Here is a 24,587-nt window from a genome sequence, read left to right as displayed (position 1 = left end):
GCTGGGTTCACCTCGTGGTCGATCTCCGTCCCACCTCGGCAGACGGCCGAGTCCCAGTCAGTTCCAACCGTCGATGGTCCATCGTGGAACCTCATCCGCCAAACGAGATTGTGTTCTATCGGGCGCCAGATCTATTCAATGCTGAATAATTGCTCGAAAGGAGACGATGGATGAGCAACGACCGGGACAAGGATGGTCCTGTCTTTTCAGCGGAACAGGCGCGGCAGGGCGAGATCATCCTGCGGACGCGGGCGCGCCGGATCATTTTCATCGCCGGCCTAGTGGGTCTCGTCTTGCTGGCATTGCTGGTGTGGTGGATTTGAATTCCTGACGGCTGGAGCGAAATCATGAAATCACAGCTTGTTGCCGAAAGCGCCGGACAGAGAACGTTCGTCGTTGTGCTTGATCCCGGCGAAGAGGCGTTTGCGCAGCTGACGTCATTTGCAGTCGACCGTGGCGTCGGCGGCGCGTCGCTGACCGCGCTCGGCGCTTTCGAAAGCGCAACCGTCGGCTGGTTCGACCCTGGAGAAAGGACCTACCGGAAAATCCCCGTCCGGGAACAGTGCGAAGTGCTGAGCGCGATCGGCGATGTTGCTATCGGCGACGACGGCAAGCCCAGCCTGCACGTCCACGCAGTCCTTGGATTGAGTGACGGCACCACGAGGGGCGGTCATCTGCTGGACGGCATCGTGCGGCCGACGCTCGAGGTCACATTGGTGGAGACGCCTGGCCATCTGCGCCGCAGGCACCATCCCGAACTCGGCGTCGCCCTGATCGACTTGGAGGCTTGATCCGAGCCGATCACTTCGTTGATTTGACTGCGGCCGTTTCGGGTACGACCTCCCAACCGAAGACGCTGCGGCCGCCGAGCAGATGCGATTGCTCGAACTCCCCGGCGACGATTTCCTTCAGGCTTGGGCCGGTGACATAGCGCTCGACCTGCCTCGACTGGTCGTCCAGCCGCCGCAACGCGCCGATCTCTTCGTCACGGCCGAGCCTGGCCTTCTGGACAGCCGACTTCAGCACGCCGATCGTCTCGTCATAGACCTTCAGCGGCACGGGGAACGGGTGCCTGTCCTTACCGCCATGCGCCAGCGAGAAACGGCCTGGATCGGAAAAACGGCACGGCGCGCCATGCACGACTTCGGCGACCAGCGCCAGCGCCCGCACCGTGCGCGCGCCGACATTGGGCACCAGGAGAAGCCCGGCGAAATCTGTCGGGCCGCGCTCGGCCGCCGCCGCGATGTTGCCGTGCAGGCGGCGCATGACGACGTCGCTTTCGCGCACATCGTGGTGCGCCGGCATCACCAGATGCGGCAGCAGCTTTTGTGCCGGCTCAGGCGCTGGCGCCGAACCCCGCTCCAAAGCGGCAAGCTCCCTCACGATGCGATCCGGTCCAAGGTCGTGCAGAAGGTCCAGTTGTCCCTGGCGCGACGCTTCAGCGCGCCGGTCGGTCAGGTTGACGATCTCGCCCTGGTTGGCGCCCTCGATGGCAGCATGCGGCTGGTCGACAAAGCTCTTCAGGCCTTCGGACAGCCAGTGATAGCGGCGCGCCACCTTGCTGTCGCCGTTCATGCCCTGCTGCACCACCACCCACTTGCCGTCGTCGGTGACGATAAAGCCGTGCAGATAGAGATCGAAACCGTCCTGGACCGCGGCGCTGTCCACCTTGGCGACAAGCCGGCTGGCAGTCGCGAGGCCTTGCCCGTCGAGGCCGACACGCTCGCCGATCAGGGCAAGCTCGTGCGGGGTCTTGCGCGAATGCGCGCCGCGGCCGCCACAAACGTGGATGCCGAGTTCGCCGGAAAGCGGCGACAGACCGCGCTTCAAGGCACCGACGACGCTGGTGGTGATGCCGGAAGAGTGCCAGTCCATCCCCATTACGGCGCCAAAGGACTGGAACCAGAACGGATGCGCCAGCCGGCGCAGCAACTCATCGCGGCCGTAATGGTGGATGATCGCCTCGCACATGACCGCGCCAAGCCGCGTCATGCGGTCGCCGAGCCATTTCGGCACGCGTCCGCCGTGAAGTGGAAGATCAGCACTTCCCGATCGCTGTGCCACGCTCTTTTGCTTGCTCCTTGAGTCCTGCCTCGACAGATAGGTATCGAAAGGGGTGTGGAGAAGCTATGGCCTGATTCAGACCGCGATCGTTGCAAGCCGCTAGAGCAATTCCAGGAAAAGTGTGAAACGGTTTTCCGTCCGGGATTGCGCAGAAACAAAGAGATAGAGCGTTTCGGCGTTTCCGTGAAACGATGAACCGCTCTAGCGGGCAGGTTCGCTGAGGAGATCAAACTTCTGGATCTCGCAATGCTCGCCAACCGATGCCAGCAGATCCATTGGCGGTGCGCCCGTGTCGGGCCGCCTCCAACTGATCTCGAACGAGAACACAGGGTCCTTGAGATCTGGGCGCCTCTCTATTGCGACGAGGCGTGCCTGGTAGCCAAGCGGCCCAATGAGCGCATCGAGCTCCTGTCGAGCCGCGGCCTTCCACGTCAGTGCCAACTGGGCATGGTGTTCGCGCGACATTCGAAGGTCCACCCATTTCAGGACCAGCAAGGTGGCCAGCGTCAGCGCCGTGCCGGCCGCGCCCAAGCCGTATTGGCCACCACCGAAAGCCAAGCCGATCGCCGTCATCACCCACAACGTGGCCGCCGTGGTGACGCCGCTGACAAGATTGCCGCGGCGAAGAATGGCGCCACCGCCGATAAAGCCGACGCCGGTCAACACGCCCAGCGGAAAGCGCAAGACGTCCATCGATGCAAACGAATCCGGGTGCTTGCCAACGGTCTCGAGCAGAATACTGGCCTGGATCATTGTGATGGCGGCGGCCAATCCGACCAGCACGGTGGTGCGTAGCCCCGCCGCGTGCCCGCGCGCCTCGCGGTTGAGGCCTATCAACAGGCCGGCGAGCGCGGTCAGAAGCAGTCGTGCCGCGATGTCCTGCCAGACCGGAACAACGAGGAGCATCGCGGTCACCCGTCAGGCCAAGCGCTGCTGGCCAGGAATAGCGCCAGGGTCAAAGCGAACAAGGGCAAGAGCGTCTTCATCGCAAATTCTTTTCGTCGATAAGCAACAAACGATGCGCTTGGATTTTGGTTGCGCCGCCGACGATTCACCCCGGCGATGGGCAGCGGCGGAACAAAACCTTCGGCCTGCGGGTTGGTGGGTTCACGCCAACGAAGGATTTGCAGTCATGGTCCGCTTGCTGCTTGCCGGAGCCGTCGCTTATCTGGCCTATCGCATCACCAAGGAGATCGGTGGGTCCGACGAGGTCGATCCGCGGTCGCCTTCACCCGACCAAACCGGCCGCAAGGTGCCGAGGCGGGAAAGCGGGGCGCAGGGGAATGGCCGACGGCGGTAGCGAATGCCTCAGCGGCGGCGCGGACCAGCCATGACCGCATTTCCGTTGCCGCTCGACCTTCGTCCGATGGAAGCCAAAGCCGCCGACGCAATTCCTGGCGGCGACGGGCTTTGGCAGTACGAACCGAAATGGGACGGGTTTCGCTGCCTCGTGTTCAAGGGCGACGATGCCGTCGATCTGCGTGCAAAATCGGGCAAGCCGCTTGGCCGCTATTTTCCCGAACTGGTCGCGGTGCTGCGCGATGTGAGGTCGCGACGGTTTGTGGTCGACGGCGAGATCGTCATCGAGGTCGACGGATCGTCCTCGTTCGAGGCCCTGCAAATGCGCCTCCATCCCGCCGAAAGCAGGATCCGCAAATTGAGCCTCGAGACGCCCGCCATGCTTGTCCTGTTCGATGTGCTGGCCGAACCCGGCGGCAAGGTCATCATCGAACAACCGCTCAGCGCCAGGAGACGGGCGATCGAGGCCTTTGTCGCGTCGGCGGGACGGCCCGAACTGCGCCTGTCCAAATGCACGCACGACGCCGCTGCCGCCGAGCGCTGGCTGCAAGGCGCCGGCCATGGCTCGACCGACGGTGTCGTTGCAAAACTGATCGCCGAGCCATACCGGCCCGGCGAGCGCGCCATGGTCAAGGTCAAGCGGCTGCGAACTGCGGATTGCGTGGTCGGCGGCTTTCGCTATCTCGCCGGCAGCAACGAAGTCGGATCCCTGCTGCTCGGCCTCTACAACAACGAAGGCAGGCTGGACCATGTCGGGTTCACCTCGACCATCGGCAAGGACGACCGGGCGGCGCTGACCAGGCGGCTGGAAAAACTGCGGGCCAAACCGGGTTTCACCGGCAAGGCGCCGGGCGGGCCAAGCCGCTGGAGCACGGAGCGCAGCGGACAATGGGAGCCGATAAAGCCTGAACTGGTGGTCGAGGTTCGTTTCGACCATGTGACAGGCGACCGGTTCCGGCACGGAACCAAGCTGTTGCGCTGGCGGCCGGACAAGGAGCCCCGGCAATGCACGTTCGATCAGATCGAGTAAGCCCGCAGCGATGCACCGCTTCAAGGCTCTAGCTGCCCGCTCTACCGTTCATGACAGACCAATGCAGAATTCACCGGTTCACCGCGGCCAACCGAGCCTTGGCAGCCATTTCCGAGGCTCGGTTGCGGTTTTGAAATCAAGCGGCTTCTTGCATTGCGCGTTCGTTGACACCGCTTTCGCCGAGCTTGGAAAGCGCTTCGTCGGTCGCGACCTCTTCCTTGAGAGTTGCCCTGAGCAGCTCGACAACGTCGCTCTTGCCGAGTTCTTCCGCCCACGCGATCAAAGTGCCGTAGCGAGCGATCTCGTAATGCTCGACGGCTTGCGCCGCACCGACAAGCCCGGCGTCGAGCGCGGGAGCACCGTTATACTCCTCGAGCACTTCCGAGCCCTCTTCGATGATGCCGTCGATCGCCGGGCAGGTCTTGCCGCGGGCCGGCTTGCCGAATTTCTCGAACACCTCCTCGAGGCGGTCGACATGTCCTTCGGTTTCCATGCGGTGTTTCTCGAAGGCGGCGGTCACTTCTTCCGACTCCGCGCCCTTGGCCATTTTGGGCAGTGTTTTCAGTATCTTCTTCTCGGCGTAGTAGAGGTCTTTGAGCCCGTCGAGGAACAGATCCTCAAGGCCCTTGCTTGCCGCCTTCGCGGCCTTTTTCGTGGTCGCCATGATCCTCTCCCGAATGGTTGGTGCCGCCTCGCAAAGTAGAGGCGTCCCATAACCCTCCGACGGGAAACAAGTTCCCTGACGGTCCGGGAGCCTTGAAAATTTTTCCGACCCGCCGTGTAGTGTCGCAAGGGGCCTCGACCTGCGGCAGCAATCGGCCAGGAAAGCGCCGTCAGCGCTCGCCGATATGCTCGACCAGGCGGGTATATTCGGCCTCGGCCAGGCCGTAGCCGCCATCCGCCAGTGCGACGAGACCATCGCGATCGCGAATGATAATTTCGCCGCGGCGGGACCGGATGAGCCCTCGCCCCTCGAGCAGCTGCAGCGCGACCGTGACACCCGGACGTCTTACGCCAAGCATGATCGACAGGAATTCGTGAGTGATCGTCAGCCGGCCGCCGTCCACCCGATCGTCACACATGAGCAGCCAGCGCGCCAGCCGGTCTTCAAGTTTCGATCGCGCGTTGACCAGCGCCGTATAGCCGGTCTGGACATGCAGATATTGCACGTAGCGCAGCAAGAACAGCCGCAGCGTCGGGCTTTGCGTCAGCGCCACCTTGAACGGCTCGGCGTCGATCCTGGCGGCTTCTCCCGCCAGCTGCACATAGCAATCATGGATCGTACGGTCGTCGCCCATTATCAGGGCCGAGCCGGTCATACCTTCCAAGCCGACAAGGCCAACTTCCGCATCGCTGCCGTTCGGCATTTTCGCAACCACCGAACCGATGCCGTCCTCGAGGAAATAAATGGCCTCGATCGGCGATCCGGACACTTCGAGCGATTGCCGTAACTCCAGTGAACAGCGCTCGATGTGCGGCTCGAGAGATGCGAAATCGCCGGCGCTCATCCGGCGCAACAGCTTGTTTCTGTATAGATTTCTATTGGAAATTGCTGGATCAGACATAGCTGGCCCCAAAACAGGGCAAGAGCTTTTTTATCTCCCAGCCGTCCGCGCCCGGTATAACCTGCGGACGATAACGCTCATATAAGCACTGAAAGGTATGGAGCCTACTAAATAAAAAAATGAATCGATGCACGACAGTTTCTCCTGCCGCTTGCCTACGAAAACATCCGACTGAAAGTTAGAGTTGGAAACGTACCAAAGACGGTTTGGTACGAAAACGACAATTGAGGTCACCGGACGCGAAAGAGCCCGTCGCGAGGGATGCAACGGGCTCCATTCGGGCGTCGTGGGCTACGCCCAATGATCCAAATGAGGGGTGGGTTGGATCGCAGCAACAATGCAGGTGCAAGGCAGTCGTTCCCAAACTGTCTGTTTGGTAATTTCCGTACATTGAGTTTGGACGAGAGCGGCGCTAATTGAATTGGAGTCGTCCACACAGACATGGCGAGTGGACGCTTGAAAGACGCTTCGCGCTTTCGCCCTTTTTCAAGGGAGGATGGCATGTCGATGCAAGGTGCAGCAACTCCAGCCGAACTGAGCGTGCTGAAAAAAGCGCTCGACGACTGCTGCCGTGAGTTGGGTGTTGCGGACGACAGTCCTGTCCGCGAGCGGTTGGCCGCCCGTATCATGTCACTGTTCAACGAGGGTGTGCTCAGCGCCGATCTGAAAGAAGCGCTGGCCGCCGATCGCCAACACTAAGCTGCTGCTATGGTGGTGTCCTCGGTGCCGAAAGGTTCGGAACCGGGTCGCCGTTTTTAGCCAAGGATCCTGGTTGGCCAAGGATCTTGGAAATCTTGTCTCTTCACGACAAAACGCCCGGCGCTTGTTGCCAAGCGGCAGGCGTTTTTGTCGTGAACGGACACTAAGGCGCGTCGCGTTCGACCGGCCTCATGCGATGCGCTTTAGGTTCCTGTTTTATGCATGTCGCTATCACAAAACCGCTGCACACTTTTGCGCGACATGCATTAAATGCGCCCAAGCAGGACCAGGATAATGACGATAAGCAGCACCAGGCCGAGGCCGCCACCACCGTAATAGCCGGTGCCATAGAACGGTCCGCCGCCCAAGCCGCTGAAGCCGCCAAGCAAGGCAAGGACCAAGATTATGATGAGAATGGTTCCAAGGCCCATGATGTCTGCTCTCCTTGTTTGCGCTGCCGCCATTCGCATCAGCGCGTCGCATTGTACAAAGGTATGAACTCGCAAGAAGCATTCCTGTTCCGGCGGAACGGTAAGGCGTACGCTCATGCGGCGAGCAAAATGCCGGGCCGTGCCGTCAGAAAAGTCCACAGATGCATGCCCGCGGAGAATGGCATGGCGGTCGCCTTGAACACCTGAGAACATGCTGAATTTCATGGGGAATTTGTCGGAACCTTCGCCCGCCCGAACGGTTGTTTTCGTAGTCGCAACGCGACGACCCTCGTAAAAAGGAGAAGCATCATGCTCACGAAAATTCTCGCCGCTTCGGCGCTTACGATCGGTCTGGCCACGTCAGCGATGGCCCAGAACGTCGGCGACCCGTCCGGAGCCGCTGCCGACGGTAGCGGGCGGGCGGTCGTAGTCCCGGATAATGGCGGCCCTGACACCGGCACGGATTCGACCATCACGAATAGCATTCGCGATTTCTCAACGACGAATTCGAATGCCGACCGGAATTGCCCGCCTGGCCCGCAGGGGGCTCTGCCCGATGCGACCGGCAAGGCTCCGGGCACGATGGCGCCGACGGTGAACGACAACCACTGCGGCAAGTAAGCGCCCGGTCATCACAGCCTGACGAGGCCGCGGAGCATAAGCTCCGCGGCCGGCTGGTTTTGCCGTAAAATCAGCCTAGCGGCCGCGCGGTGGTCGAAGCTGACCGCGATATCCCGACCGTCCAGCGCCCGAACGATGAAGCCAACCAGCTCCTCGTCGGTTTGCCGGAACCAGGGAAAGCGTTTGCGCAAATCGGCTATGACGACGGTGGTCGAGAGAATGTCGCCGGAATGATAGTCGGCCATGATGGTATGAACGGCAGCGTCGGTGTCAATACCGATTCCTAGCGGCGACTTGATCTGCCCCACGGAAGCCTCCACCCATCTCTCCCAGCCAACGATAGCAAGACTGCCGCAAAGCGAAAGAGCTTGTACGATTCCGTACGATCTCGTGGCTTGCGTTGCACTTTGCAGGACGCAGCCGGCGTCTTTTGTTTTGCGTTTCCAAACCATTGTTTGGCCTGGCGGCGGCTGTGGCCGCCACGACCAGGCAACCTCGCCGCAGCTTGCGCGTTGAGCCATCGGAGGGATGACATCAGCCTCGGAGAACCCCCATGAAAACCCTTCTATCCATCACTGCGGCAGCGATGATGGCTGGCGCACCTTTGGCTGCTTTTGCCCAATCGGCGACGCTGACGCCTCTAACGACCGACACCATGAGCAAGGTTGACACCGCGACGTTCGTCAAGACCGTGCCCATCGCCAATACATTCGAAATCGAATCGAGCCGACTTGCGCAGACGCAGGCGACTGCCGACGACGTGAAGGCATTCGCGGCGCAAATGGTCACGGACCACACCAAGGCCGGCGAGGACTTCAAGGCGGCGCTCAGCAAGGGTCAGACGACTTCGGCCACCGCGCCAGCCGGCCCGTCGCTGGACACCAAGCACCAGGCGCTGCTCGACCAACTCAAGGAGGCCAGCGGGGACAGCTTCCAATCGAAATATATCGACATGCAGACCCAGGCGCATAAGGAAGCGGTGGCGCTGTTTTCCGCTTACGCGAATTCCGGCGACGATCCGGCGATGAAGGAGTTTGCCAAGAAGACGCTGCCGGTGCTGCAAATGCACGAACGTCATCTCAAGGACCTCGCTGCCGCGCATCAATGAGAGCGAAGAGTGCCTTTTGCAAACGAAAGGCCGCCCCACACACGGCCTGTGTGACGCAGCTGTCGTCCGGCCACACGGCCGGGAACAAAGCACCGAGAGTGCCGTTATTTATCCGGCTTGTTCGGGGGAGGATCCAATGGAAGGCGGCATTCGCGGGGCCTCAAGGATAGTAGCGCCGGCTTTCGGCGCCGTCCTGGTCGCCGCTGTCACAGGCTGAAATCGCTTTCCGAACGGGACAGGCTGCCTTCATGCGCTACGGCGAGATATTTGCAAATTACGGCACTCATGTTGCTGGCCTTGATGATTGGCGGCGTCTTCGTCCTGTTTGGAGAGCCGCTGTGGTCGCGGCACTACGCGAGAATGGTGCTGGTTACGGATATCGATGCCATGACCACCGCGTCAGTCCGAACAAGCTGCGTGCCCAGTCCCTGCCTGCCCGACACCATCGATCACACCGTGCTCGCTCCTCGCCCCGAGGACGGACCTTGATTTGCGATTTGCAGACGCTGGAGCCGGGTACGGAAAAGCCCGCCGCCCGAGCTGCGCGGCGGGCTTTTTTGGTGCATCAACTCACGGTAGACCGTCTGGCCACGACTAGGTCAGGATAATCACGATCTTGTAGGTATTCGGGTCGACGATGACGATCCGGCCGTCGGCGAGCACGAAATACTCATAGCCTTCGTAAGCCGGAACGATCTTGACGATGCGCGCCGGCAGGCGATGCAGCCGGACCTTCTTTCGCGGAACCTCGACACCGACAGAGATGTCGAAATCGACGCTGGAAACCGGTTGGACGTTCGTCTCCTTGATGACCTGCGTGATCTCCGTCTTCTGTTCAACGGTTACATTGTTGATGGACGCGGTCGAACTCTGGTCTTGCGTCTGCGTCGAGGCATTGCCCTGAGTCTGCTCGGTGGTCGTGGTCCCAGTCTTGCCCTGAGCCTGCTCCTCGGTCTTCATTTTCGTGTTGCCTTGGGTCTGCTCGGTGGTGGTGGGTCCGGCCTTGCCTTGGGCTTGCTGATCGGTCTTCATCTTTGTGTTGCCCTGGGCCTGCTGGTCAGTCGTGGCGCCAGCCTTGCCCTGAGCCTGCTCGTTGGTCTTCAGTTTCGGTTTGCCCTGGGCTTGCTGGTCAGTCGTTGCGCCGGCCTTGCCCTGGGCTTGCTCATCGGTCTTCAGCTTCTTGTTGCCTTGCGCCTGTTGATCAGTCGTAGCGCCGGCCTTGCCCTGGGCCTGCTCGCCCATTTTGGCGCCGTTCTGGCAATTGGCAGTGCCGGCTGCACAATTGGCGCCGGACTGGTCGTCGGTCGACTGCTGCGTCTGGGCAAGTGCAGCCCCGCAGCTGACGCTGATTGCTAGCATGCTGGTGATCAGAACGCCTTTCATGAGAGATCTCCTTGGAAAACGCGTCCCTTCACCGCGTAAAACCGCGGCTAAAAAACTTTGTTCCAAACTAATGGAGCGAAACGGCAAGCGATCCGAGTGGCGGAACAAGCTCCACCTGATGACGTTACCGGCCTATAGCGACCCCGCTGCGAACAGCATGACGCGGCGCAGCGCAGAGGTGGCTCACGACGAAAGGAGACGATCATGAGAATGCATCTTTCGGCAGCCGCGGCTGGGTTCTTGCTGCTTGCGGGTATTGGCGCCGCTGCCGCTCAGGACGTGGTCATCGAACCGCAGCAGGAGACGATCGTACGCGAGTATGTGAAAAAGCAGCCTCTGGCGTCCGTGCAGCTTCCCGGCGTGGAGCTCAATGTCGGCTCGACCCTGCCCGATACCGTCGAGCTTCATGAGGTTCCCGACGTCAAATACCGCTATGTCGTCGTCGACAATCGGACCGTCCTGGTCGATCCTGGCACGCGCAGGATTGTAAAGGTCATCGAGTGAGCAAGCGCGTCGCTTTGAAGGGACATGCGGCGCGTCCAGCATTGTCGACATCCCACACTGCTGCCCGTGTTGGGCATTCGGACGCAGAAAGGCCCGCCGCTTCGAAGCACGGCGGGCCTCATATCGGAGACGACGTCCGGACAATTTCTGAACCAGCATTGGCTTAGAACGCATGATCCCAGCACGCCCTGTGCTCGCCAGGCCCGAAACTTTGAGAGAATATTCCTGGCTTCGCATTTCGCGGGAAATACGGTGCTTTGATCCGACGGTCAGCATTCCCGATGATGCCAGCAAGGCTTGGCACTCCGCCTGGCCGCAACGACTTCAGAACCGACGGGATAGATCATGTCTGGGAATACCAACACTTTGCTCTCATTTCTCTCCGCAAGTATAAACCGGCGCGCCGGTCTGGCTGTACTTTTCGCGTCGGCGGTTGGGATTGTCGGCCTTGCTGCGCCGTCGTTCGCCGAAGACAAGACGGCGGTCAAGGTCGGCATCATGAGCGGCGAGGACGAGGATGTGTGGCGCGTCGTCACCGCCCAGGCGGCGGAGAGGGGGCTGACGATCGAGACCGTGGTGTTCAACGACTACACCCAGCCGAATGAAGCACTCGAGCGTGGCGAAATCGACGCCAACGCCTTCCAGCACAAGCCCTATCTCGACAACCAGATCAAGACGCAGGGCTATCACATCGTCCCGGTCGGCTATACCGGGGTCTGGCCGATCGGCCTCTATTCCAAGAAGTACACGAAGATTGCCGACCTGCCCGAAGGCGCCGTCATTGGCGTGCCGAACGACCCGTCCAACGAGGGCCGCGCACTGCGCGTTCTGCAGAGCGAAGGTCTGATCAAGCTCAGGGAAGGCACCGGCATTCTGGCTACGACGACCGACATTGCCGAAAACCCGAAGAAATTGGTCGTCAAGGAGCTTGACGCCGGGATTGTCGGGCGCTCGGTGGAAGACCTCGACGGGGCCGTGGTCAACACGGATTGGGCGCTTAAAAGCGGCCTCACACCGGAGAACCGCATCGCCCAGGAGGCGGTGGCCGACAATCCCTACCGCAACTTCATCGCGGTCAAGGCCGGCAATGAAAACCAGCCCTGGGTAAAGACATTGGTCGCCTCCTACCAGAACGAAAAGGTGAAGGCCGAATTCGACCGAGTCTACAAGGGAACCGGCATCAGCGCCTATTGATACCGAGCTCGACTTGGCGCTGAAGCCCGGCATGATAAAGCGGTCCGCGCTCCAACGCGGACCGCGATCGCGTTTTGCGGGCACGAATACAGGAACTTTCATGAACCAGCATTTCGCCTCGGTCACCGAAGTCATGCATCCCGTCGGCGGCCGCTCCGCGGGACCGAACAATGTCGTGCGCCTCATCGAGCTGAAGCGCTGCTTCGGCGCGACAGCGGCGCTGGACGGCGTATCGCTCAGCGTGCGCCAGGGCGAGATCCTCGGCATCATCGGCCGGAGCGGCGCCGGCAAGTCGACGCTGATACGCTGCCTGAACGGCCTGGAGCGGCCGGATACAGGACAGGTCTTCATCGAAGGCCGCGACATCAGCCGGCTCGGCGAGCGCGAATTGCAACCGCTGCGCCGGCGTATCGGCATGATCTTCCAGCATTTCAACCTGCTGTCTGCCAAGACGGTCGAAGACAATGTAGCGCTGCCGCTCAAGATCGAAGGCCGGCCCAGGGCCGAACGCCTGGCGCGCGCTGCCGAGCTGCTCGAGCTCGTCGGCCTGTCGGAGAAGGCGAAAGCCTATCCGGCGTCGCTGTCGGGCGGGCAGAAGCAGCGCGTCGGCATTGCCCGGGCGCTTGCGGCGCGCCCGGCGCTGCTGCTGTCCGACGAAGCGACCTCGGCATTGGACCCGGAGACGACGCGCTCCATCCTCGCCTTGCTCAGAGATATCAACCGGCAGCTCGGCCTGACCATCCTGCTCATCACCCATGAGATGGAGGTGATCCGTTCGATCGCCGATCGTGTCGCGGTGATCGACGCTGGGCGGATCGTCGAGCAAGGGCCGGTGTGGTCGGTGTTTGCCGATCCGAAGTCGGCGATCACACAAAGCCTGCTCGGCGGCATCCGGCCGCAATTGCCGGCGGAGATCGCAAGCCGGCTAACGCAGAACGCCGGCGTGGAGGCGATCCTCAGGATCGACGTGGCGGGTGAGGCCGCCCGAAGCCCGCTTTTGTCCGATCTTGCCTCGGCAGTTCCCGGCTCGTTCCGCCTCGTGCATGGCGGCATCGATCACGTCCAGCTGCAGCCTGTCGGGACACTGTTCGTGGCGGTCGCCGGCAGCAATGAAGCTCACCTGGCAGAGGTGATCGCGTTCTTGAAAGCCCGCCAAGCGCGGGTGGAGGTGCTTGGCCATGTCGCCGGTTCTGTTTGAGCTTCTCGTCCGTTCGATCTGGGAAACGATCCTGATGACGGCCGCCTCCGGCCTCATCTCGCTGGTTTTCGGGCTGCCGCTCGGCCTGGCGCTGGTCGCCACCGACCGCGGCGGTATCGCCGAAAACCTGTGGGTGAACCGCGCGCTCGCAGCGGTCATCAACGGCTTCCGCTCGGTGCCTTTCATCATCCTGCTGGTTGCGCTGATCCCGGTGACGCGGCTGATCGTCGGCACCTCGATCGGCACCTGGGCAGCGATTGTGCCGCTGTCGATCGCGGCGACGCCCTACTATGCCCGGATCGCCGAAGTGTCGCTGCGCGAGGTCGACCACGGGCTGATCGAGGCAGCACGCGCCATGGGCGGCAACCGCTGGACGATCATTCGAGAGGTGCTGGTGCCGGAAGCGTTGCCCGGCATCGTCGCCGGCTTCACGGTGACGCTGGTGACGCTGATCGGCGCCTCGGCGATGGCCGGCGCCATCGGCGCCGGCGGGCTCGGCGACCTCGCCATCCGCTACGGCTACCAGCGCTTCGAGACGTCCGTTATGATCGCCGTTGTCATTGTGCTGATCATCCTGGTCTGCGGCATCCAGTGGGCCGGCGACCGGCTGGTCGCGAGGCTGGACCACAGGGCATAGCGGTGCGCAGCGGTCTGGGCGATATGCCAGCACCCGGTAAAACCCTCACAGCCGGTCCGGCTTCTCCACCGCGCTCAGCGCCGCCAAGCCTTGTAGCGGCGGCTCTCCGGCCTGCAGATATCGTTGGATCAGTTGCTCATCCTCTGCGCCTTTATAGGCTAACGGAATACCTCTGATTTGAGCGGGCATGTCCCAATCAAGCGGCCGATCCTCCGGCGCGAACCACTTGCATCGCCGAACCTCCACCCAATGCCGGCGAATTGACAAACAATTGCCGAGGCCGTCGTCTTCGTAGCCGAACTCCACTCCACAGCACGAACATATGATGTAGCTGGGTTCTTTGCCGTTCTCGCCCCATGGCAGATCGGGAGATTGATCGAGGCCGCAGACACGGCATTTGAATTTCTCTTGTGGATTCATTTGATCCCGAACAGGTCCCTGGCTTGCTCGGCGGTATAGTACCCTAGCCTGACGTCCCGATCGACCAATTCCGGATCCCGCTGCAACGGATCGCCGTAGCCGCCGCCGCCCGGCGTGCTAACGCGCACGCGGTCGCCTGCCTTCAGCGCGATGTCCTGTTCCTTGGAGAGGTGCGGCGGCACATGTTCCTTGCCGTCGCGGAACACGGTGACCGTGTTGACCGCGCCGTCCTTGCCGCCGAGCGCGCCTTGCGGGCCGAAGCGGCCGTGATCCATGACGAAAGAGGCGCGGGCGTCGCCGCGCAGGATCTCGACCTCATAGGCGAGGCCAAAACCGCCGCGATGCTTGCCGGCGCCGCCCGAGCCTTCGCGCAGGGCGTAGTGGCGGTAGAGCACCGGGAAGGCCTGCTCCATGATTTCGACCGGTGGCGACTTGGAAATGCCGATGGTCGAGCAGCCATTGGTCAGGCCGTCGTGACCGGCATTGCCGCCATAGCCGCCGCCGGAGATCTGGTACATGACATAATCGCGGCCGCGGGCCGGATCGTTGCCGCCGAGCGCGAAATTGCCGCTGGAGCCGGCCGGAGCCGCCGTCACCTTGTCCGGCAGCGCCTGCACCATCGCAGCGAACACCGCCTCGGCAATGCGCTGCGAAACCTCGGCCGCGCAGCCCGATACCGGGCGCGGATATTTGGCGTCGAGGAAGGTGCCTTCCGGCCGCTTGACGATCAGCGGCTCGAAGGCGCCGGCGCTGATCGGCACGTCGGGGAAAATGTGCCGCATGGCGAGATAGACCGAGGACAAGGTCGTCGCCAGCACGCTGTTCATCGGCCCGGCGCAGGGCTTTGATGAGCCCGAGAAGTCGAAGCTGAGCGTGTCGCCCTGTTTTTCGACCGCCAGCGCGATAGTCAGCGGCTCGTTGACCACGCCGTCGGAATCAACAAAAGCCTGCGACCGGTAAATGCCGTCGGGAATGGCTGATATGTTCGCGCGCATCTGTTCAGCGGCGCGGCGGCGCAGTTCGGCGATCGCATCGACGACCGTTTCATCTCCGTAACGATCCAGGATTCCGTTCAGTCGGTCCTGACCGATCAGCAGTGCCGCCGCTTGCGCCCGAATGTCCCCAATGCGCTGGTCGGCGACACGGATGTTGGAGCAGATGATGGCGTAGATCTCAGGGTCGAGCACGCCCTTCTTGAACAATTTCACCGGCGGCAGTCGCAAGCCTTCCTGCTCCACCGCCGTTGCCGAGGCGGAGAAGCCGCCCGGCACCGAACCGCCAATGTCGGGCCAATGGCCGGTGTTCGAAAGCCAGCAGAATATCCTGCCGTCGCGGTAGACCGGCATGGCGAAGCGCACATCCATCAGGTGGGTGCCGCCGAGATAGGGATCATTGACGATGTAGATATCGCCCGGCTCGGGCGGCAGGCAGTGTCCGTCGGCGATCATCTCGATCACGGTTTTGGTCGAATACTGCATGACGCCGACGAACACCGGCAGGCCCTGGCTGCCTTGCGCGATCAGCGAACCATCGAGCGCCGAATAGATGCCATCCGAACGGTCGTTGGCCTCGGCGATGACAGGCGAGAACGCGGCGCGCGAAAACGTCAGGTCCATTTCGTCGCAGACTTGCTGTAGCGCCGCCTGGATGACCGAAAGGGTGATGGCGTCGAGTTTTTCCATCTCAGGCCTCACCGATATCGATGATGATGTTGCCGTCGGCATCCGATCGCGCCCGGTCGCCGGGCTCCAGCACGGTGGTGGCGTCCATCTGTTCGAGGATCGCCGGACCTTCGATTGTTGCGTCGAGCGGCAACTTCTCTCTGCTGTAGACCGGCGTGTCGTACCAGCGCCCGCCATACCAGACAGGCCGGATTTCGCGCCGCGCCTCTTCTAGCGTTTTGGCGCGCCCAGCCGGGTCGATCAGCCGGGACAGATCGATTGCCGGCCGCACGCCGGTGACCGAGGTGTTGAGGTTGACCAGATTGGCGCGGATTTCCGGCAACTGGACCTTGAAGCGGGCGAAATAGGCCTTCTCGAACAGTTGCTGCAGTCCCTCGCGTGTCACCGCAGACGACGGCAGCGGCACGTTGATGATATGCGTCTGGCCGACGAACTGCATGTCGGCGGAATGCGTGACGCGGATCATTTCCGGCTTCACCGCCTCCTTGCCGATCAGCTCCTCGCCTTCGTTTCGGTGCCGTTCCAATGTCTCATGGAGTTGGGTTTCGTCGAGACTGGGCACCGACTGGTTGACCGTGTTGACGAAATCATGGCGCAGATCGGCGACGACGCAGCCGAGAGCATTGGTGATGCCCGGCCGCGCCGGCACCAGCACTTTCGGCAGGCCTAGTTCGCGCGCCAATGCCGTCGCATGCAGCGGCCCGGCGCCGCCGAAGGCGAACAGCGCGAAATCGCGCGGGTCGTGGCCGCGCGACACCGAGACCATGCGGATGGCGCCGGCCATCTTCACGTTGCCGAGCCGCAGCACTGCACCCGCCGCCTCGACGCCGGACAAGCCTGTGGCGCGGCCGATCCTGTCCTCGAATATGCCGGTGACCCGTTCGACGGTGACCGGGTTTTCCACCGCGAGCAGCTTCTTCGGCGCCAGCCTGCCGAGCACCAGATTGGCGTCGGTGATGGTCGGCTCCAAGCCGCCGCGTCCGTAGCATATCGGGCCGGGATTGGCGCCGGCGCTTTCCGGGCCGATCTGGATCAGGCCTGCCGCATCGACGTGGGCGATTGAGCCGCCGCCGGCGCCGACCGTATGCACCGCCACCATCGGCACGTGGATCGGCATCGCATACTCGATCTCGATCTCGTTCGACACCGCCGGCTCGGCGTTGCGGATCAGCGCCACGTCGGTCGAGGTGCCGCCCATGTCATAGGTGACCAGGTTTTCGAAGCCGGCGCGTTTTCCCGTATAGGCGGCAGCAATGACGCCGGAAGCGGGGCCGGACATGACAGTTTTGGCCGACTCACGTGTGACAAAGCGGGCCGAGATCATGCCGCCATTGCCGTTCATGATCAGGAAGTCGCGGGCGTAGCCTTTTGACGCCAGCTCCTTGCGCAGCCGCTCGACATAGCGTTCGAGGATCGGTTGCACCGAAGCGTTGACCGAAGCGGTCACGCCGCGCTCGAATTCGCGCGCCTCCGAAAGCAGCGCATGGCCTGTCGTGATGTAGCCGTTCGGCCAAAGCTCGGCCGCGATCTCGGCGGCACGCCGCTCATGCGCCGGGTTGGCGTAGGAATGCAGGAAATGAATGACGAGGGATTCGCAGCCGGCTTCGATCAGTTGTGAAATCGCTGCCCGCATCTCGGCCTCGTCGAGCGGTATGCGCACCGCGCCCGAGGCCTCGACCCGCTCCGACACTTCGAGCCGCAGATTGCGCGGAATGATCGGGACGAAGGTGCCTGTCATGCCATAGGCCTGCGGCCGTGTCCGCCGGCCAAGCTCGATGACGTCGCGAAAGCCGCGCGTGGTGATCATGCCGGTCTTGGCCAGCCGGCGCTCCAGGACCGCGTTGGTGGTGGTCGTCGTGCCGTGCACGATGAGGTCGATGCCGTCGACCGGAAATCCGGTGGCGCCAAGTGCCGAAACGACGCCGAACGCCTGGTTGTCGACCGTCGTCGGGGTCTTGGCGATGTGCACCCGGCCACCGTCACGGCCGTCGATCAGAAGCAGGTCGGTAAAGGTGCCGCCGACATCGATGCCGGCGACGACGCCGCTAGTCGAATCCAGCGCTTGCGCCGAAAAATTCTGTCCCATTGTCGAAACCCGAAATGCCCGAACTGCCTACATGCCTCAGTTTGGAAAGCTGTTTTACGGCGGCGTCTTGACGCAAATATCGTTTGTATACTAATAAATTCCGGACACAAGAGCTTACCGCTTCGGAGTGTGCAAACGGCACGCTGGAACCTGACCGGTTCGGGCGCGCAGGTGAAGATTTGGCGCGGGCGCTGAGCTGGCCCGGAAGGTTAGGTTTGATGAACACCACATCCGCGTTCAACACTGCCGGAGCCCGGCCGTTGCAGTTCCCGATACCGGCCAATGTCTATGCCGAAACCGTCGTCTCGGTGAAGCATTATACCGACCGGCTGTTTTCGTTCCGCATCACCCGGCCGCAATCGCTGCGCTTCCGTTCCGGCGAGTTCGTCATGATCGGCCTGCCCAATGCCGAGAAGCCGGTGTTCCGCGCCTATTCGATGGCCAGCCCTGCCTGGGACGACGAACTCGAATTCTTCTCGATCAAAGTGCCGGACGGCCCGCTCACTTCGGAGCTGCAGAAGATCCAGATCGGCGACACCGTCATCATGCGGCAGAAGTCGACCGGCACGCTGGTGGTCGACGCGCTGACGCCGGCCAAGCGCCTGTTCATGATCTCGACAGGTACCGGCATCGCGCCCTTCGCCAGCCTGCTGCGCGATCCCGACACTTATGAGAAGTTCGAGCAGGTGGTCCTGACCCATACCTGCCGCGACAATGCCGAACTCACCTACGGCCAGGAGCTGGTGGCAGCACTTGAGAACGACCCGCTGATCGGCGAACTGACCGGTGGCCGCGTCACGCTCTACAATTCAACGACGCGTGAGACCTCCGAGCGCATGGGCCGCATCACCGCGCTGATCGGCTCGGGCAAATTCTACAGCGATCTCGGCATCGACAAGCTCAATCCCGAGACCGACCGCATCATGATCTGCGGCTCGATGCATATGCTCAAGGACGTCAAGGAACTGGCCGAAAGCCTCGGCTTCCAGGAAGGCTCGCTGCACCATCCGGCAAGCTTCGTCGTCGAGCGCGCCTTCGTCGGCTGAGACGCGCAGTTCAGCGTCCACTGGTTCGAGACCCTGATTTTGATCAGGCGGTCAAAAATCGGCTGCCTTGACTGTCTTTTTCCGCTATGACCGCTTGAAGGACTCGTGAAGCGCTGCTTCACGGTCTATCTTCGGCATAAGTCGCTGAACAAGGGGCAGGAGATGAGCAGCACAATCCGCGAAACCGACGTCGGCACATCGAAGGTCACGCCGCTGCCGGCGCGCGCCGCCGCCAATGCGCCGATGCCGCAAGCCCATGGTATTGCTCGCAATCCCGGCATGAGGCTCGATCTCGGCTTCATGGAATCGATGCGCGGCGTCAACCGCTCGGCGCTGGAACGCCGCGTCGCCAGCCTGACCAAAAGACGCTCGATCAAGGCCGATAACCAGGCCGCCTGGCTGCTGCGCGCCGTCGCCTGCATGGACCTGACGACGCTGAACTCGAACGACACGGAAGAGCGCGTGCGCCGGCTTTGTGCCAAGGCGGTCAACCCGTTCCGTCGCGACATTGCCGAGGGGCTCGGCATTACTGGTGAAAAGATCCGCCCGGCGGCGGTCTGCGTCTATCAGCCCTTCGTCGCCACCGCCGTCGAAGCGCTGCGCGGCAGCGGCGTCCATGTCGCCGCCGTTTCCACGGCTTTCCCGCATGGCCTTGCACCGCTTTCGACACGTCTGCAGGAGATCGAAGCATCGGTAAGGGACGGCGCCGACGAGATCGACGTCGTCATCCCGCGCGGCCTGGTATTCGGGGCGAAATGGCAGGAGCTCTATAACGAGATTGTCTCGATGCGCGCCGCTTGCGGCGAGGCGCATCTGAAGGTGATCCTCGGTACCGGCGACCTCGCCACGCTGCGCAACGTCATGCTCGCCTCGATGGTGGCGATGATGGCGGGTGCAGATTTCATCAAGACCTCGACCGGCAAGGAAAGCGTCAACGCGACGCTGCCGGTCGGCCTTGCCATGGTGCGCGCTATCCGCGCCTATTTCGAGGAAACCGGCTATCTCATCGGCTTCAAGCCGGCCGGTGGCATCTCCACGGCAAAAGCCTCGCTCGATTGGCTGGTGCTGATGAAAGAAGAACTGGGCCGGCCGTGGCTGGAGCCGGAGCTGTTCCGCTTCGGAGCATCGAGTCTTTTGACCGATATAGAGCGCCAGCTCGAGCATCATCTGACCGGCCACTACTCGGCCAATCATCGCCACGCGATGGCGTGATTCGGAGCGCTTCATGAACATTCTCGAACGCTATCACGCCATGGAATACGGCCCGGCGCCGGAGGCGCGCAACGAGGCCGATGCGTGGCTTGCCGCGCGGGATTTCGGTAAAGCGCTGTTTATCGGAGGCGACTGGAAGGCAGCCAGCGGAGGCAAAACCTTCGACACCAGCGATCCGTCCTCGAGAAAGCTGCTGGCCAAGGTGTCGGATGCCGGTGCCGCCGATATCGACGCGGCGGTTTCGGCCGCCACAAAAGCGCTGCCGAAATGGAGCGCCAGCACCGGTTATCAACGCGCCAAAGTGCTCTACGCCATCGGCCGCGCCATGCAGCGCCACCAACGGCTGTTCGCGGTATTGGAATCGATCGACAACGGCAAGCCGATCCGCGAAAGCCGCGACATCGACGTGCCGCTGGCCATCCGCCATTTCATCCATCATGCCGGCTGGGCGCAGGCGCTGGACAGGGATTTTCCAGGCCATAAGGGGGTCGGCGTCGTCGGCCAGATCATCCCGTGGAACTTCCCGCTCTTGATGCTGGCCTGGAAGATCGCGCCGGCGCTCGCCGCGGGCTGCACCGTGGTGCTGAAGCCAGCGGAATTCACGCCGCTCACCGCGATCCTGTTTGCCGAGATCTGCGGACGCGCCGGCGTGCCGAAGGGCGTCGTCAACATCGTCCAGGGCGGGCCGGAGGCGGGTGGGGCAATCGTCAATCATCCCGGGATCCAGAAGATTGCCTTCACCGGTTCGTCCGAGGTCGGCAAGATCATCCGCAAGGCCACTGCCGGCTCGGGCAAGAAACTGTCGCTGGAGCTTGGCGGCAAATCGGCATTCGTCGTTTTCGAGGATGCCGACCTCGACAGCGCCGTCGAGGGTCTGGTCGACGGCATCTGGTTCAACCAGGGCCAGGTGTGCTGTGCCGGCTCGCGCCTTCTGGTGCAGGAAGGCATCGCCGACGCCTTCATCGCCAAGGTCAAGACGCGGATGAGCCGGCTGCGCGTCGGCAGCCCGCTCGACAAGAACACCGATATCGGCCCGCTGGTCGATTTGACCCAGCTCGATCGCGTCAAGGGCCTGATCGCCGAGGGCGCCAAGCAGGGCGCAATCTGCTGGCAGCCGGACTCGGCGCTGCCCTCCTCGGGCTATTACCATCTGCCAACGCTGGCGACCGGTGTTTCGCCGGCTAACATCTTGGCACAGGAAGAGGTGTTCGGGCCGGTGCTCGCCACTATGACCTTCCGCAACACCGAGGAAGCGATCGAGCTCGCCAACAACACACGCTATGGCCTGGCCGCTTCGGTGTGGAGCGAGAACATCAATCTTGCCCTGCACGTCGCGCCGCAATTGAAGGCCGGCGTCGTCTGGGTCAACGGCACCAATATGTTCGACGCCTCCTGCGGCTTCGGCGGCTACCGCGAGAGCGGCTTTGGCCGCGAAGGCGGGCGCGAAGGCATGTTCGAATATCTCTCGGCAAAACTGCCGCTCGGCCCGATCATCAAACCGGCAACGTCTTCGGCCCAACCTGTCGAGCAGGCGGAAGGTGGCGCCATCGACCGCACGGCAAAGCTGTTCATCGGCGGCAAGCAGGTCCGGCCGGACGGCAATTATTCCTTCGCCATCGCCACCGCCAAGGGCAAGCTTGCCGGTGAGGTCGGTCTCGGCAACCGCAAGGATATCCGTGACGCCGTCGCGGCCGCGCGCGCCTGCAAGGCCTGGCCGGAAGCGACCGCCTACAACCGCAGCCAGGTGCTCTATTACCTGGCCGAAAACCTTTCCGGCCGCGCCGACGAGTTTGCTGTGCGCCTCACCCAACTTGCCGGCGCGACCGCCAAGGCGGCGCGTGACGAGGTCGAACTGTCGATCGAGCGCCTGTTCCTCTATGCCGGGCTTGCAGACAAGTTCGAGGGCCGCATCCACCAGCCGCCGGCCCGCGCCGTCACGCTGGCGCTGCACGAACCGGTCGGCGTCGTCGGTATCGTCGCGTCGGACAACGCACCTCTGCTCGGCCTGATCTCGCTGGCTGCGCCGGCGCTCGCCATGGGCAACACCGTGGTCGCCGTGCCGTCCGAAAAATACCCGCTGCTTGCCACCGACCTCTACCAGGTCATCGAATATTCCGACGTTCCGGCAGGCGCCATCAATATCGTCACCGGCCGTAGCGCCGAGCTTGCCGGCGTATTGGCCAAGCATGACGATGTCGACGGGCTCTGGGTGTTCGCCGATGCCGAGACTTGCGCCAAGGCCGAGGCCGAGTCCATCGGCAATCTCAAACGCGTCTGGACCGGCAACGGCCACAGCCTCGACTGGGCGTCGAACGAAGCAGCCGGCGATGCCTTGCTGCGCCGTGCGATCGAGGTCAAGAACGTCTGGGTGCCCTACGGCGACTGAGTGTCCCGGAGGGACGTCCGGGCTTGACGGGTCAACAAATGTTCTTTACCGAGAAAAAACATTTGGCTGGCAGGCGAATATCGAAACAGGCGGGATGGTAGTGCCCGGCTGGCACATTGCGCCCCGGCCTTGCGCCGGTAAAAGCCGAACGACCACAGACGGGCGAGGAGAAAAGCATGGCGGATCTGACAGGCAAAATCGTTGTCGTCACGGCGGCGGCGCAAGGCATCGGCCGGGCGAGCGCGCTGGCGTTCGCCAAGGCCGGCGCCGTCGTCCATGCCACCGACATTAACGAGGTGGTGCTCGCCGACCTCGGCAAGACGCCCGGTATCAAGACCCGCAAGCTCGACGTGCTGAACGACGAGGCGGTGAACGCCGCTTTTGCCGAGATCGGCGCCGTCGACGTGCTGTTCAATTGCGCCGGCTTCGTCCATTCCGGCTCGATCCTCGAGATGAAGGACGGCGATCTCGACTTTGCCTATGATCTCAATGTCCGCTCGATGATCCGCACCATCCGCGCCGTGCTGCCCGGCATGCTGGAGCGCGGCGACGGCTCGATCATCAACATGGCGTCGCTGGCCAGTTCGACCAAGGGCGTGCCGAACCGCTTCGTTTACGGGCTGACCAAGGCAGCCGTCATCGGCCTGACCAAATCGGTCGCCGCCGACTATGTCGGCAAGGGCATACGCTGCAATGCGATCTGTCCGGGCACGGTCGAAAGCCCGTCGCTGCAGGACCGCATGCATGCGCAGGGCGACTACGAAGCAGCTCGCGCCGCCTTCATCGCCCGCCAGCCGATGGGCCGGCTCGGCACGCCCGAGGAAATCGCCGATCTCGCCGTCTATCTGGCCGGCGCCACCTATACGTCGGGGCAGGCTTATAATATCGACGGTGGCTGGTCGATCTAAGAGGCCATTTGAAAACCCTACTCCGCCGGGCGCCTGACGCGGCTTTCTGCGCTTCCGGTGCTCACGTACTTTAAGTACGCTCCGCTCCGGTTCTCGAAACCCACGCCATTCGCCGCAGCGGAGCGAGTTTGCAAACGGCCTCTGGTCGCAACTGGGAGAAACTGCATGAAACTGCTGCGCTATGGCGAGGCGGGGAGCGAACGCCCCGGCCTGCTCGATGCCGATGGAACGATCCGCGACCTCTCCGCCCGTGTCACCGACATTGCCGGCAAGGCACTTGACCCGGCATCGCTCGAGACATTGTCGAAGCTCGACCCGAAGACGCTGCCGGCGGTTTCCGGCAAGCCGCGGATCGGCGCCTGCGTCGCCGGCACCGGCAAATTCATCTGCATCGGTCTCAACTATTCCGACCACGCCGCCGAAACCGGTGCTACCGTGCCGCCGGAGCCGATCATCTTCATGAAGGCAAGCTCGGCTATTGTCGGGCCGAATGACGACGTGCTGATCCCGCGCGGCTCGGTGAAGACCGACTGGGAGGTCGAGCTCGGCGTGGTGATCGGCAAGACTGCAAAGTATGTCACCGAGGCCGAGGCGCTGGATTATGTCGCCGGCTATTGCGTCGCGCACGACGTCTCCGAGCGCGCCTTCCAGGCCGAGCGCCAGGGCCAGTGGACCAAGGGCAAGAGCTGCGACACGTTCGGGCCGATCGGCCCGTGGCTGGTGACCAAGGACGAGGTCAAGGACCCGCAGAACATCCCGATGTGGCTGACGGTCAACGGCAAGACGATGCAGAACGGCTCGACTAAGACCATGGTCTTCGGCGTCGCTTATCTCGTCTCCTATCTCAGCCAGTTCATGTCGCTGCACCCGGGCGACATCATCTCGACCGGCACGCCGCCCGGCGTCGGCCTCGGCATGAAGCCGCCGGTCTTCCTGAAGCCCGGCGACGTGGTCGAGCTCGGTATCGAAGGGCTGGGCATCCAGAAGCAGACGTTCAGGGCGGATGCGTAGGCGCTCTTCCTTCTCCCCTTGTGGGAGAAGGTGGATCGGCGCGCAGCGCCGAGACGCATGAGGGGTGCTGGAAGAAACGCGACGAGAAAACATCGAAGGATTT

General features: G+C 62.7%; 27 protein-coding genes. 17 read left to right on the top strand and 10 right to left on the bottom strand.

Annotation, left to right across the window (positions count from 1 at the left end):
- Positions 1 to 170 precede the first annotated feature (170 nt).
- Positions 171 to 323: a peptide ABC transporter permease gene (locus tag NKI17_RS04925; protein ID WP_352457805.1), complete on the top strand. Its 153-nt coding sequence runs from the start codon at positions 171 to 173 to the stop codon at positions 321 to 323.
- Between the two features lie 24 nt (positions 324 to 347).
- Positions 348 to 791 carry a PPC domain-containing DNA-binding protein gene (locus NKI17_RS04920; RefSeq protein ID WP_352905472.1) on the top strand — a complete coding sequence of 148 codons (444 nt, stop codon included), beginning with the start codon at positions 348 to 350 and terminating at the stop codon, positions 789 to 791.
- Positions 792 to 801: 10 nt separating this feature from the next.
- Here NKI17_RS04920 and NKI17_RS04915 read toward each other — a convergent pair whose 3' ends face one another.
- Together NKI17_RS04915 and NKI17_RS04910 are read right to left on the bottom strand one after the other, a co-directional pair.
- Complete coding sequence (locus NKI17_RS04915) at positions 802 to 2,064, bottom strand: DUF763 domain-containing protein (RefSeq protein WP_352449581.1); 1,263 nt, start codon at positions 2,062 to 2,064, stop codon at positions 802 to 804.
- A 201-nt stretch (positions 2,065 to 2,265) separates the two neighbouring features.
- A complete protein-coding gene (locus NKI17_RS04910) occupies positions 2,266 to 2,970 on the bottom strand; it encodes an MgtC/SapB family protein (protein WP_031194456.1) in 705 nt (234 codons plus the stop codon).
- Positions 2,971 to 3,196: 226 nt separating this feature from the next.
- Here NKI17_RS04910 and NKI17_RS04905 point away from each other — a divergent pair, with 226 nt between their 5' ends.
- Together NKI17_RS04905 and NKI17_RS04900 are read left to right on the top strand one after the other, a co-directional pair.
- Positions 3,197 to 3,364, top strand: a complete 168-nt coding sequence (locus NKI17_RS04905) for a hypothetical protein (RefSeq protein WP_023677102.1) — start codon at positions 3,197 to 3,199, stop codon at positions 3,362 to 3,364.
- Between the two features lie 30 nt (positions 3,365 to 3,394).
- Positions 3,395 to 4,393, top strand: a complete 999-nt coding sequence (locus tag NKI17_RS04900) for an ATP-dependent DNA ligase (protein ID WP_352905471.1) — start codon at positions 3,395 to 3,397, stop codon at positions 4,391 to 4,393.
- Positions 4,394 to 4,529: 136 nt separating this feature from the next.
- Here the strand turns inward: NKI17_RS04900 and NKI17_RS04895 are convergent, their stop codons facing one another.
- Complete coding sequence (locus NKI17_RS04895; protein WP_292655403.1) at positions 4,530 to 5,057, bottom strand: YciE/YciF ferroxidase family protein; 528 nt, start codon at positions 5,055 to 5,057, stop codon at positions 4,530 to 4,532.
- A gap of 169 nt (positions 5,058 to 5,226) precedes the next feature.
- Positions 5,227 to 5,901: a Crp/Fnr family transcriptional regulator gene (locus NKI17_RS04890; protein WP_502894436.1), complete on the bottom strand. Its 675-nt coding sequence runs from the start codon at positions 5,899 to 5,901 to the stop codon at positions 5,227 to 5,229.
- A 558-nt stretch (positions 5,902 to 6,459) separates the two neighbouring features.
- Between NKI17_RS04890 and NKI17_RS04885 the strand changes: the two genes are divergently transcribed.
- Complete coding sequence (locus tag NKI17_RS04885; RefSeq protein WP_292655400.1) at positions 6,460 to 6,657, top strand: hypothetical protein; 198 nt, start codon at positions 6,460 to 6,462, stop codon at positions 6,655 to 6,657.
- Positions 6,658 to 6,923: 266 nt separating this feature from the next.
- Here NKI17_RS04885 and NKI17_RS04880 read toward each other — a convergent pair whose 3' ends face one another.
- Positions 6,924 to 7,088: a DUF3309 family protein gene (locus tag NKI17_RS04880; RefSeq protein ID WP_023677107.1), complete on the bottom strand. Its 165-nt coding sequence runs from the start codon at positions 7,086 to 7,088 to the stop codon at positions 6,924 to 6,926.
- A gap of 309 nt (positions 7,089 to 7,397) precedes the next feature.
- Here NKI17_RS04880 and NKI17_RS04875 point away from each other — a divergent pair, with 309 nt between their 5' ends.
- A complete protein-coding gene (locus NKI17_RS04875; protein WP_352905470.1) occupies positions 7,398 to 7,709 on the top strand; it encodes a hypothetical protein in 312 nt (103 codons plus the stop codon).
- Between the two features lie 11 nt (positions 7,710 to 7,720).
- Here NKI17_RS04875 and NKI17_RS04870 read toward each other — a convergent pair whose 3' ends face one another.
- Positions 7,721 to 8,017, bottom strand: a complete 297-nt coding sequence (locus NKI17_RS04870) for a hypothetical protein (RefSeq protein WP_352905469.1) — start codon at positions 8,015 to 8,017, stop codon at positions 7,721 to 7,723.
- Between the two features lie 245 nt (positions 8,018 to 8,262).
- Here NKI17_RS04870 and NKI17_RS04865 point away from each other — a divergent pair, with 245 nt between their 5' ends.
- The gene (locus NKI17_RS04865) at positions 8,263 to 8,817 is read left to right on the top strand and encodes a DUF4142 domain-containing protein (protein WP_352575226.1); all 555 of its coding nucleotides are present in this window, start codon (positions 8,263 to 8,265) and stop codon (positions 8,815 to 8,817) included.
- Positions 8,818 to 9,102: 285 nt separating this feature from the next.
- Positions 9,103 to 9,306, top strand: a complete 204-nt coding sequence (locus NKI17_RS04860) for a polymerase (RefSeq protein ID WP_352905468.1) — start codon at positions 9,103 to 9,105, stop codon at positions 9,304 to 9,306.
- Between the two features lie 105 nt (positions 9,307 to 9,411).
- Here the strand turns inward: NKI17_RS04860 and NKI17_RS04855 are convergent, their stop codons facing one another.
- Positions 9,412 to 10,200 carry a DUF1236 domain-containing protein gene (locus tag NKI17_RS04855; protein WP_352683906.1) on the bottom strand — a complete coding sequence of 263 codons (789 nt, stop codon included), beginning with the start codon at positions 10,198 to 10,200 and terminating at the stop codon, positions 9,412 to 9,414.
- Positions 10,201 to 10,404: 204 nt separating this feature from the next.
- Here NKI17_RS04855 and NKI17_RS04850 point away from each other — a divergent pair, with 204 nt between their 5' ends.
- The 4 genes from NKI17_RS04850 (at position 10,405) to NKI17_RS04835 (ending at position 13,733) form a co-directional block, all read left to right on the top strand.
- Positions 10,405 to 10,704: a DUF1236 domain-containing protein gene (locus tag NKI17_RS04850; protein WP_023677114.1), complete on the top strand. Its 300-nt coding sequence runs from the start codon at positions 10,405 to 10,407 to the stop codon at positions 10,702 to 10,704.
- Between the two features lie 345 nt (positions 10,705 to 11,049).
- On the top strand, positions 11,050 to 11,898 hold the full coding sequence (locus NKI17_RS04845) for a MetQ/NlpA family lipoprotein (RefSeq protein ID WP_023677115.1): 849 nt from the start codon (positions 11,050 to 11,052) through the stop codon (positions 11,896 to 11,898).
- A gap of 133 nt (positions 11,899 to 12,031) precedes the next feature.
- On the top strand, positions 12,032 to 13,096 hold the full coding sequence (locus tag NKI17_RS04840; protein ID WP_352905540.1) for a methionine ABC transporter ATP-binding protein: 1,065 nt from the start codon (positions 12,032 to 12,034) through the stop codon (positions 13,094 to 13,096).
- Positions 13,077 to 13,733 (top strand): methionine ABC transporter permease, encoded by a 657-nt coding sequence (locus tag NKI17_RS04835; protein ID WP_352782501.1) that lies wholly within the window; start codon positions 13,077 to 13,079, stop codon positions 13,731 to 13,733. Before NKI17_RS04840 ends, NKI17_RS04835 begins: the two co-directional genes overlap by 20 nt.
- Positions 13,734 to 13,778: 45 nt before the next feature.
- Here the strand turns inward: NKI17_RS04835 and NKI17_RS04830 are convergent, their stop codons facing one another.
- Genes NKI17_RS04830 through NKI17_RS04820 form a run of 3 tightly spaced genes read right to left on the bottom strand, consistent with a single transcriptional unit; the run spans position 13,779 to position 17,921 of the window.
- Entirely contained in the window at positions 13,779 to 14,153 is a 375-nt protein-coding gene (locus NKI17_RS04830) for a hypothetical protein (RefSeq protein ID WP_352617851.1), read from the bottom strand.
- Positions 14,150 to 15,835, bottom strand: coding sequence for a hydantoinase B/oxoprolinase family protein (locus NKI17_RS04825; RefSeq protein WP_352905467.1), 1,686 nt, complete (start codon positions 15,833 to 15,835; stop codon positions 14,150 to 14,152). The genes NKI17_RS04830 and NKI17_RS04825 overlap by 4 nt, the downstream gene beginning before the upstream one ends.
- A gap of 1 nt (position 15,836) precedes the next feature.
- Entirely contained in the window at positions 15,837 to 17,921 is a 2,085-nt protein-coding gene (locus NKI17_RS04820; protein ID WP_352905465.1) for a hydantoinase/oxoprolinase family protein, read from the bottom strand.
- A 218-nt stretch (positions 17,922 to 18,139) separates the two neighbouring features.
- Here NKI17_RS04820 and NKI17_RS04815 point away from each other — a divergent pair, with 218 nt between their 5' ends.
- The 5 genes from NKI17_RS04815 to NKI17_RS04795 all read left to right on the top strand — a co-directional run bounded on the left by NKI17_RS04815 (position 18,140) and on the right by NKI17_RS04795 (position 24,484).
- Positions 18,140 to 18,967 (top strand): ferredoxin--NADP reductase, encoded by an 828-nt coding sequence (locus tag NKI17_RS04815; RefSeq protein WP_352905464.1) that lies wholly within the window; start codon positions 18,140 to 18,142, stop codon positions 18,965 to 18,967.
- 162 nt (positions 18,968 to 19,129) lie between these two features.
- On the top strand, positions 19,130 to 20,179 hold the full coding sequence (gene deoC, locus NKI17_RS04810; protein WP_352905463.1) for a deoxyribose-phosphate aldolase: 1,050 nt from the start codon (positions 19,130 to 19,132) through the stop codon (positions 20,177 to 20,179).
- A gap of 13 nt (positions 20,180 to 20,192) precedes the next feature.
- The gene (locus tag NKI17_RS04805) at positions 20,193 to 22,565 is read left to right on the top strand and encodes an aldehyde dehydrogenase family protein (protein WP_352905462.1); all 2,373 of its coding nucleotides are present in this window, start codon (positions 20,193 to 20,195) and stop codon (positions 22,563 to 22,565) included.
- Between the two features lie 176 nt (positions 22,566 to 22,741).
- Entirely contained in the window at positions 22,742 to 23,473 is a 732-nt protein-coding gene (locus NKI17_RS04800) for an SDR family oxidoreductase (RefSeq protein ID WP_254815741.1), read from the top strand.
- Positions 23,474 to 23,638: 165 nt separating this feature from the next.
- Positions 23,639 to 24,484, top strand: a complete 846-nt coding sequence (locus tag NKI17_RS04795) for a fumarylacetoacetate hydrolase family protein (RefSeq protein ID WP_352905461.1) — start codon at positions 23,639 to 23,641, stop codon at positions 24,482 to 24,484.
- The last annotated feature ends 103 nt before the right edge of the window (positions 24,485 to 24,587 follow it).

It is taken from the genome of Mesorhizobium sp. M0816 (assembly GCF_040320005.1).
Lineage (GTDB): Bacteria > Pseudomonadota > Alphaproteobacteria > Rhizobiales > Rhizobiaceae > Mesorhizobium.
Note: the sequence above shows the minus strand (reverse complement) of the source record. Positions and strands in the feature narration are given on the sequence as shown.

Bases quoted from the DNA above. Each gene is read 5' to 3' on its own strand.
- NKI17_RS04925 (WP_352457805.1), top strand. From the start codon at position 171: ATGAGCAACGACCGGGACAAGGATGGTCCTGTCTTTTCAGCGGAACAG.
- NKI17_RS04920 (WP_352905472.1), top strand. From the start codon at position 348: ATGAAATCACAGCTTGTTGCCGAAAGCGCCGGACAGAGAACGTTCGTC.
- NKI17_RS04910 (WP_031194456.1), bottom strand. From the start codon at position 2,970: ATGCTCCTCGTTGTTCCGGTCTGGCAGGACATCGCGGCACGACTGCTT.
- NKI17_RS04905 (WP_023677102.1), top strand. From the start codon at position 3,197: ATGGTCCGCTTGCTGCTTGCCGGAGCCGTCGCTTATCTGGCCTATCGC.
- NKI17_RS04900 (WP_352905471.1), top strand. From the start codon at position 3,395: ATGACCGCATTTCCGTTGCCGCTCGACCTTCGTCCGATGGAAGCCAAA.
- NKI17_RS04895 (WP_292655403.1), bottom strand. From the start codon at position 5,057: ATGGCGACCACGAAAAAGGCCGCGAAGGCGGCAAGCAAGGGCCTTGAG.
- NKI17_RS04890 (WP_502894436.1), bottom strand. From the start codon at position 5,901: ATGAGCGCCGGCGATTTCGCATCTCTCGAGCCGCACATCGAGCGCTGT.
- NKI17_RS04885 (WP_292655400.1), top strand. From the start codon at position 6,460: ATGTCGATGCAAGGTGCAGCAACTCCAGCCGAACTGAGCGTGCTGAAA.
- NKI17_RS04880 (WP_023677107.1), bottom strand. From the start codon at position 7,088: ATGGGCCTTGGAACCATTCTCATCATAATCTTGGTCCTTGCCTTGCTT.
- NKI17_RS04875 (WP_352905470.1), top strand. From the start codon at position 7,398: ATGCTCACGAAAATTCTCGCCGCTTCGGCGCTTACGATCGGTCTGGCC.
- NKI17_RS04865 (WP_352575226.1), top strand. From the start codon at position 8,263: ATGAAAACCCTTCTATCCATCACTGCGGCAGCGATGATGGCTGGCGCA.
- NKI17_RS04860 (WP_352905468.1), top strand. From the start codon at position 9,103: ATGTTGCTGGCCTTGATGATTGGCGGCGTCTTCGTCCTGTTTGGAGAG.
- NKI17_RS04855 (WP_352683906.1), bottom strand. From the start codon at position 10,200: ATGAAAGGCGTTCTGATCACCAGCATGCTAGCAATCAGCGTCAGCTGC.
- NKI17_RS04850 (WP_023677114.1), top strand. From the start codon at position 10,405: ATGAGAATGCATCTTTCGGCAGCCGCGGCTGGGTTCTTGCTGCTTGCG.
- NKI17_RS04845 (WP_023677115.1), top strand. From the start codon at position 11,050: ATGTCTGGGAATACCAACACTTTGCTCTCATTTCTCTCCGCAAGTATA.
- NKI17_RS04840 (WP_352905540.1), top strand. From the start codon at position 12,032: ATGCATCCCGTCGGCGGCCGCTCCGCGGGACCGAACAATGTCGTGCGC.
- NKI17_RS04835 (WP_352782501.1), top strand. From the start codon at position 13,077: ATGTCGCCGGTTCTGTTTGAGCTTCTCGTCCGTTCGATCTGGGAAACG.
- NKI17_RS04830 (WP_352617851.1), bottom strand. From the start codon at position 14,153: ATGAATCCACAAGAGAAATTCAAATGCCGTGTCTGCGGCCTCGATCAA.
- NKI17_RS04825 (WP_352905467.1), bottom strand. From the start codon at position 15,835: ATGGAAAAACTCGACGCCATCACCCTTTCGGTCATCCAGGCGGCGCTA.
- NKI17_RS04820 (WP_352905465.1), bottom strand. From the start codon at position 17,921: ATGGGACAGAATTTTTCGGCGCAAGCGCTGGATTCGACTAGCGGCGTC.
- NKI17_RS04815 (WP_352905464.1), top strand. From the start codon at position 18,140: ATGAACACCACATCCGCGTTCAACACTGCCGGAGCCCGGCCGTTGCAG.
- deoC (WP_352905463.1), top strand. From the start codon at position 19,130: ATGAGCAGCACAATCCGCGAAACCGACGTCGGCACATCGAAGGTCACG.
- NKI17_RS04805 (WP_352905462.1), top strand. From the start codon at position 20,193: ATGAACATTCTCGAACGCTATCACGCCATGGAATACGGCCCGGCGCCG.
- NKI17_RS04800 (WP_254815741.1), top strand. From the start codon at position 22,742: ATGGCGGATCTGACAGGCAAAATCGTTGTCGTCACGGCGGCGGCGCAA.
- NKI17_RS04795 (WP_352905461.1), top strand. From the start codon at position 23,639: ATGAAACTGCTGCGCTATGGCGAGGCGGGGAGCGAACGCCCCGGCCTG.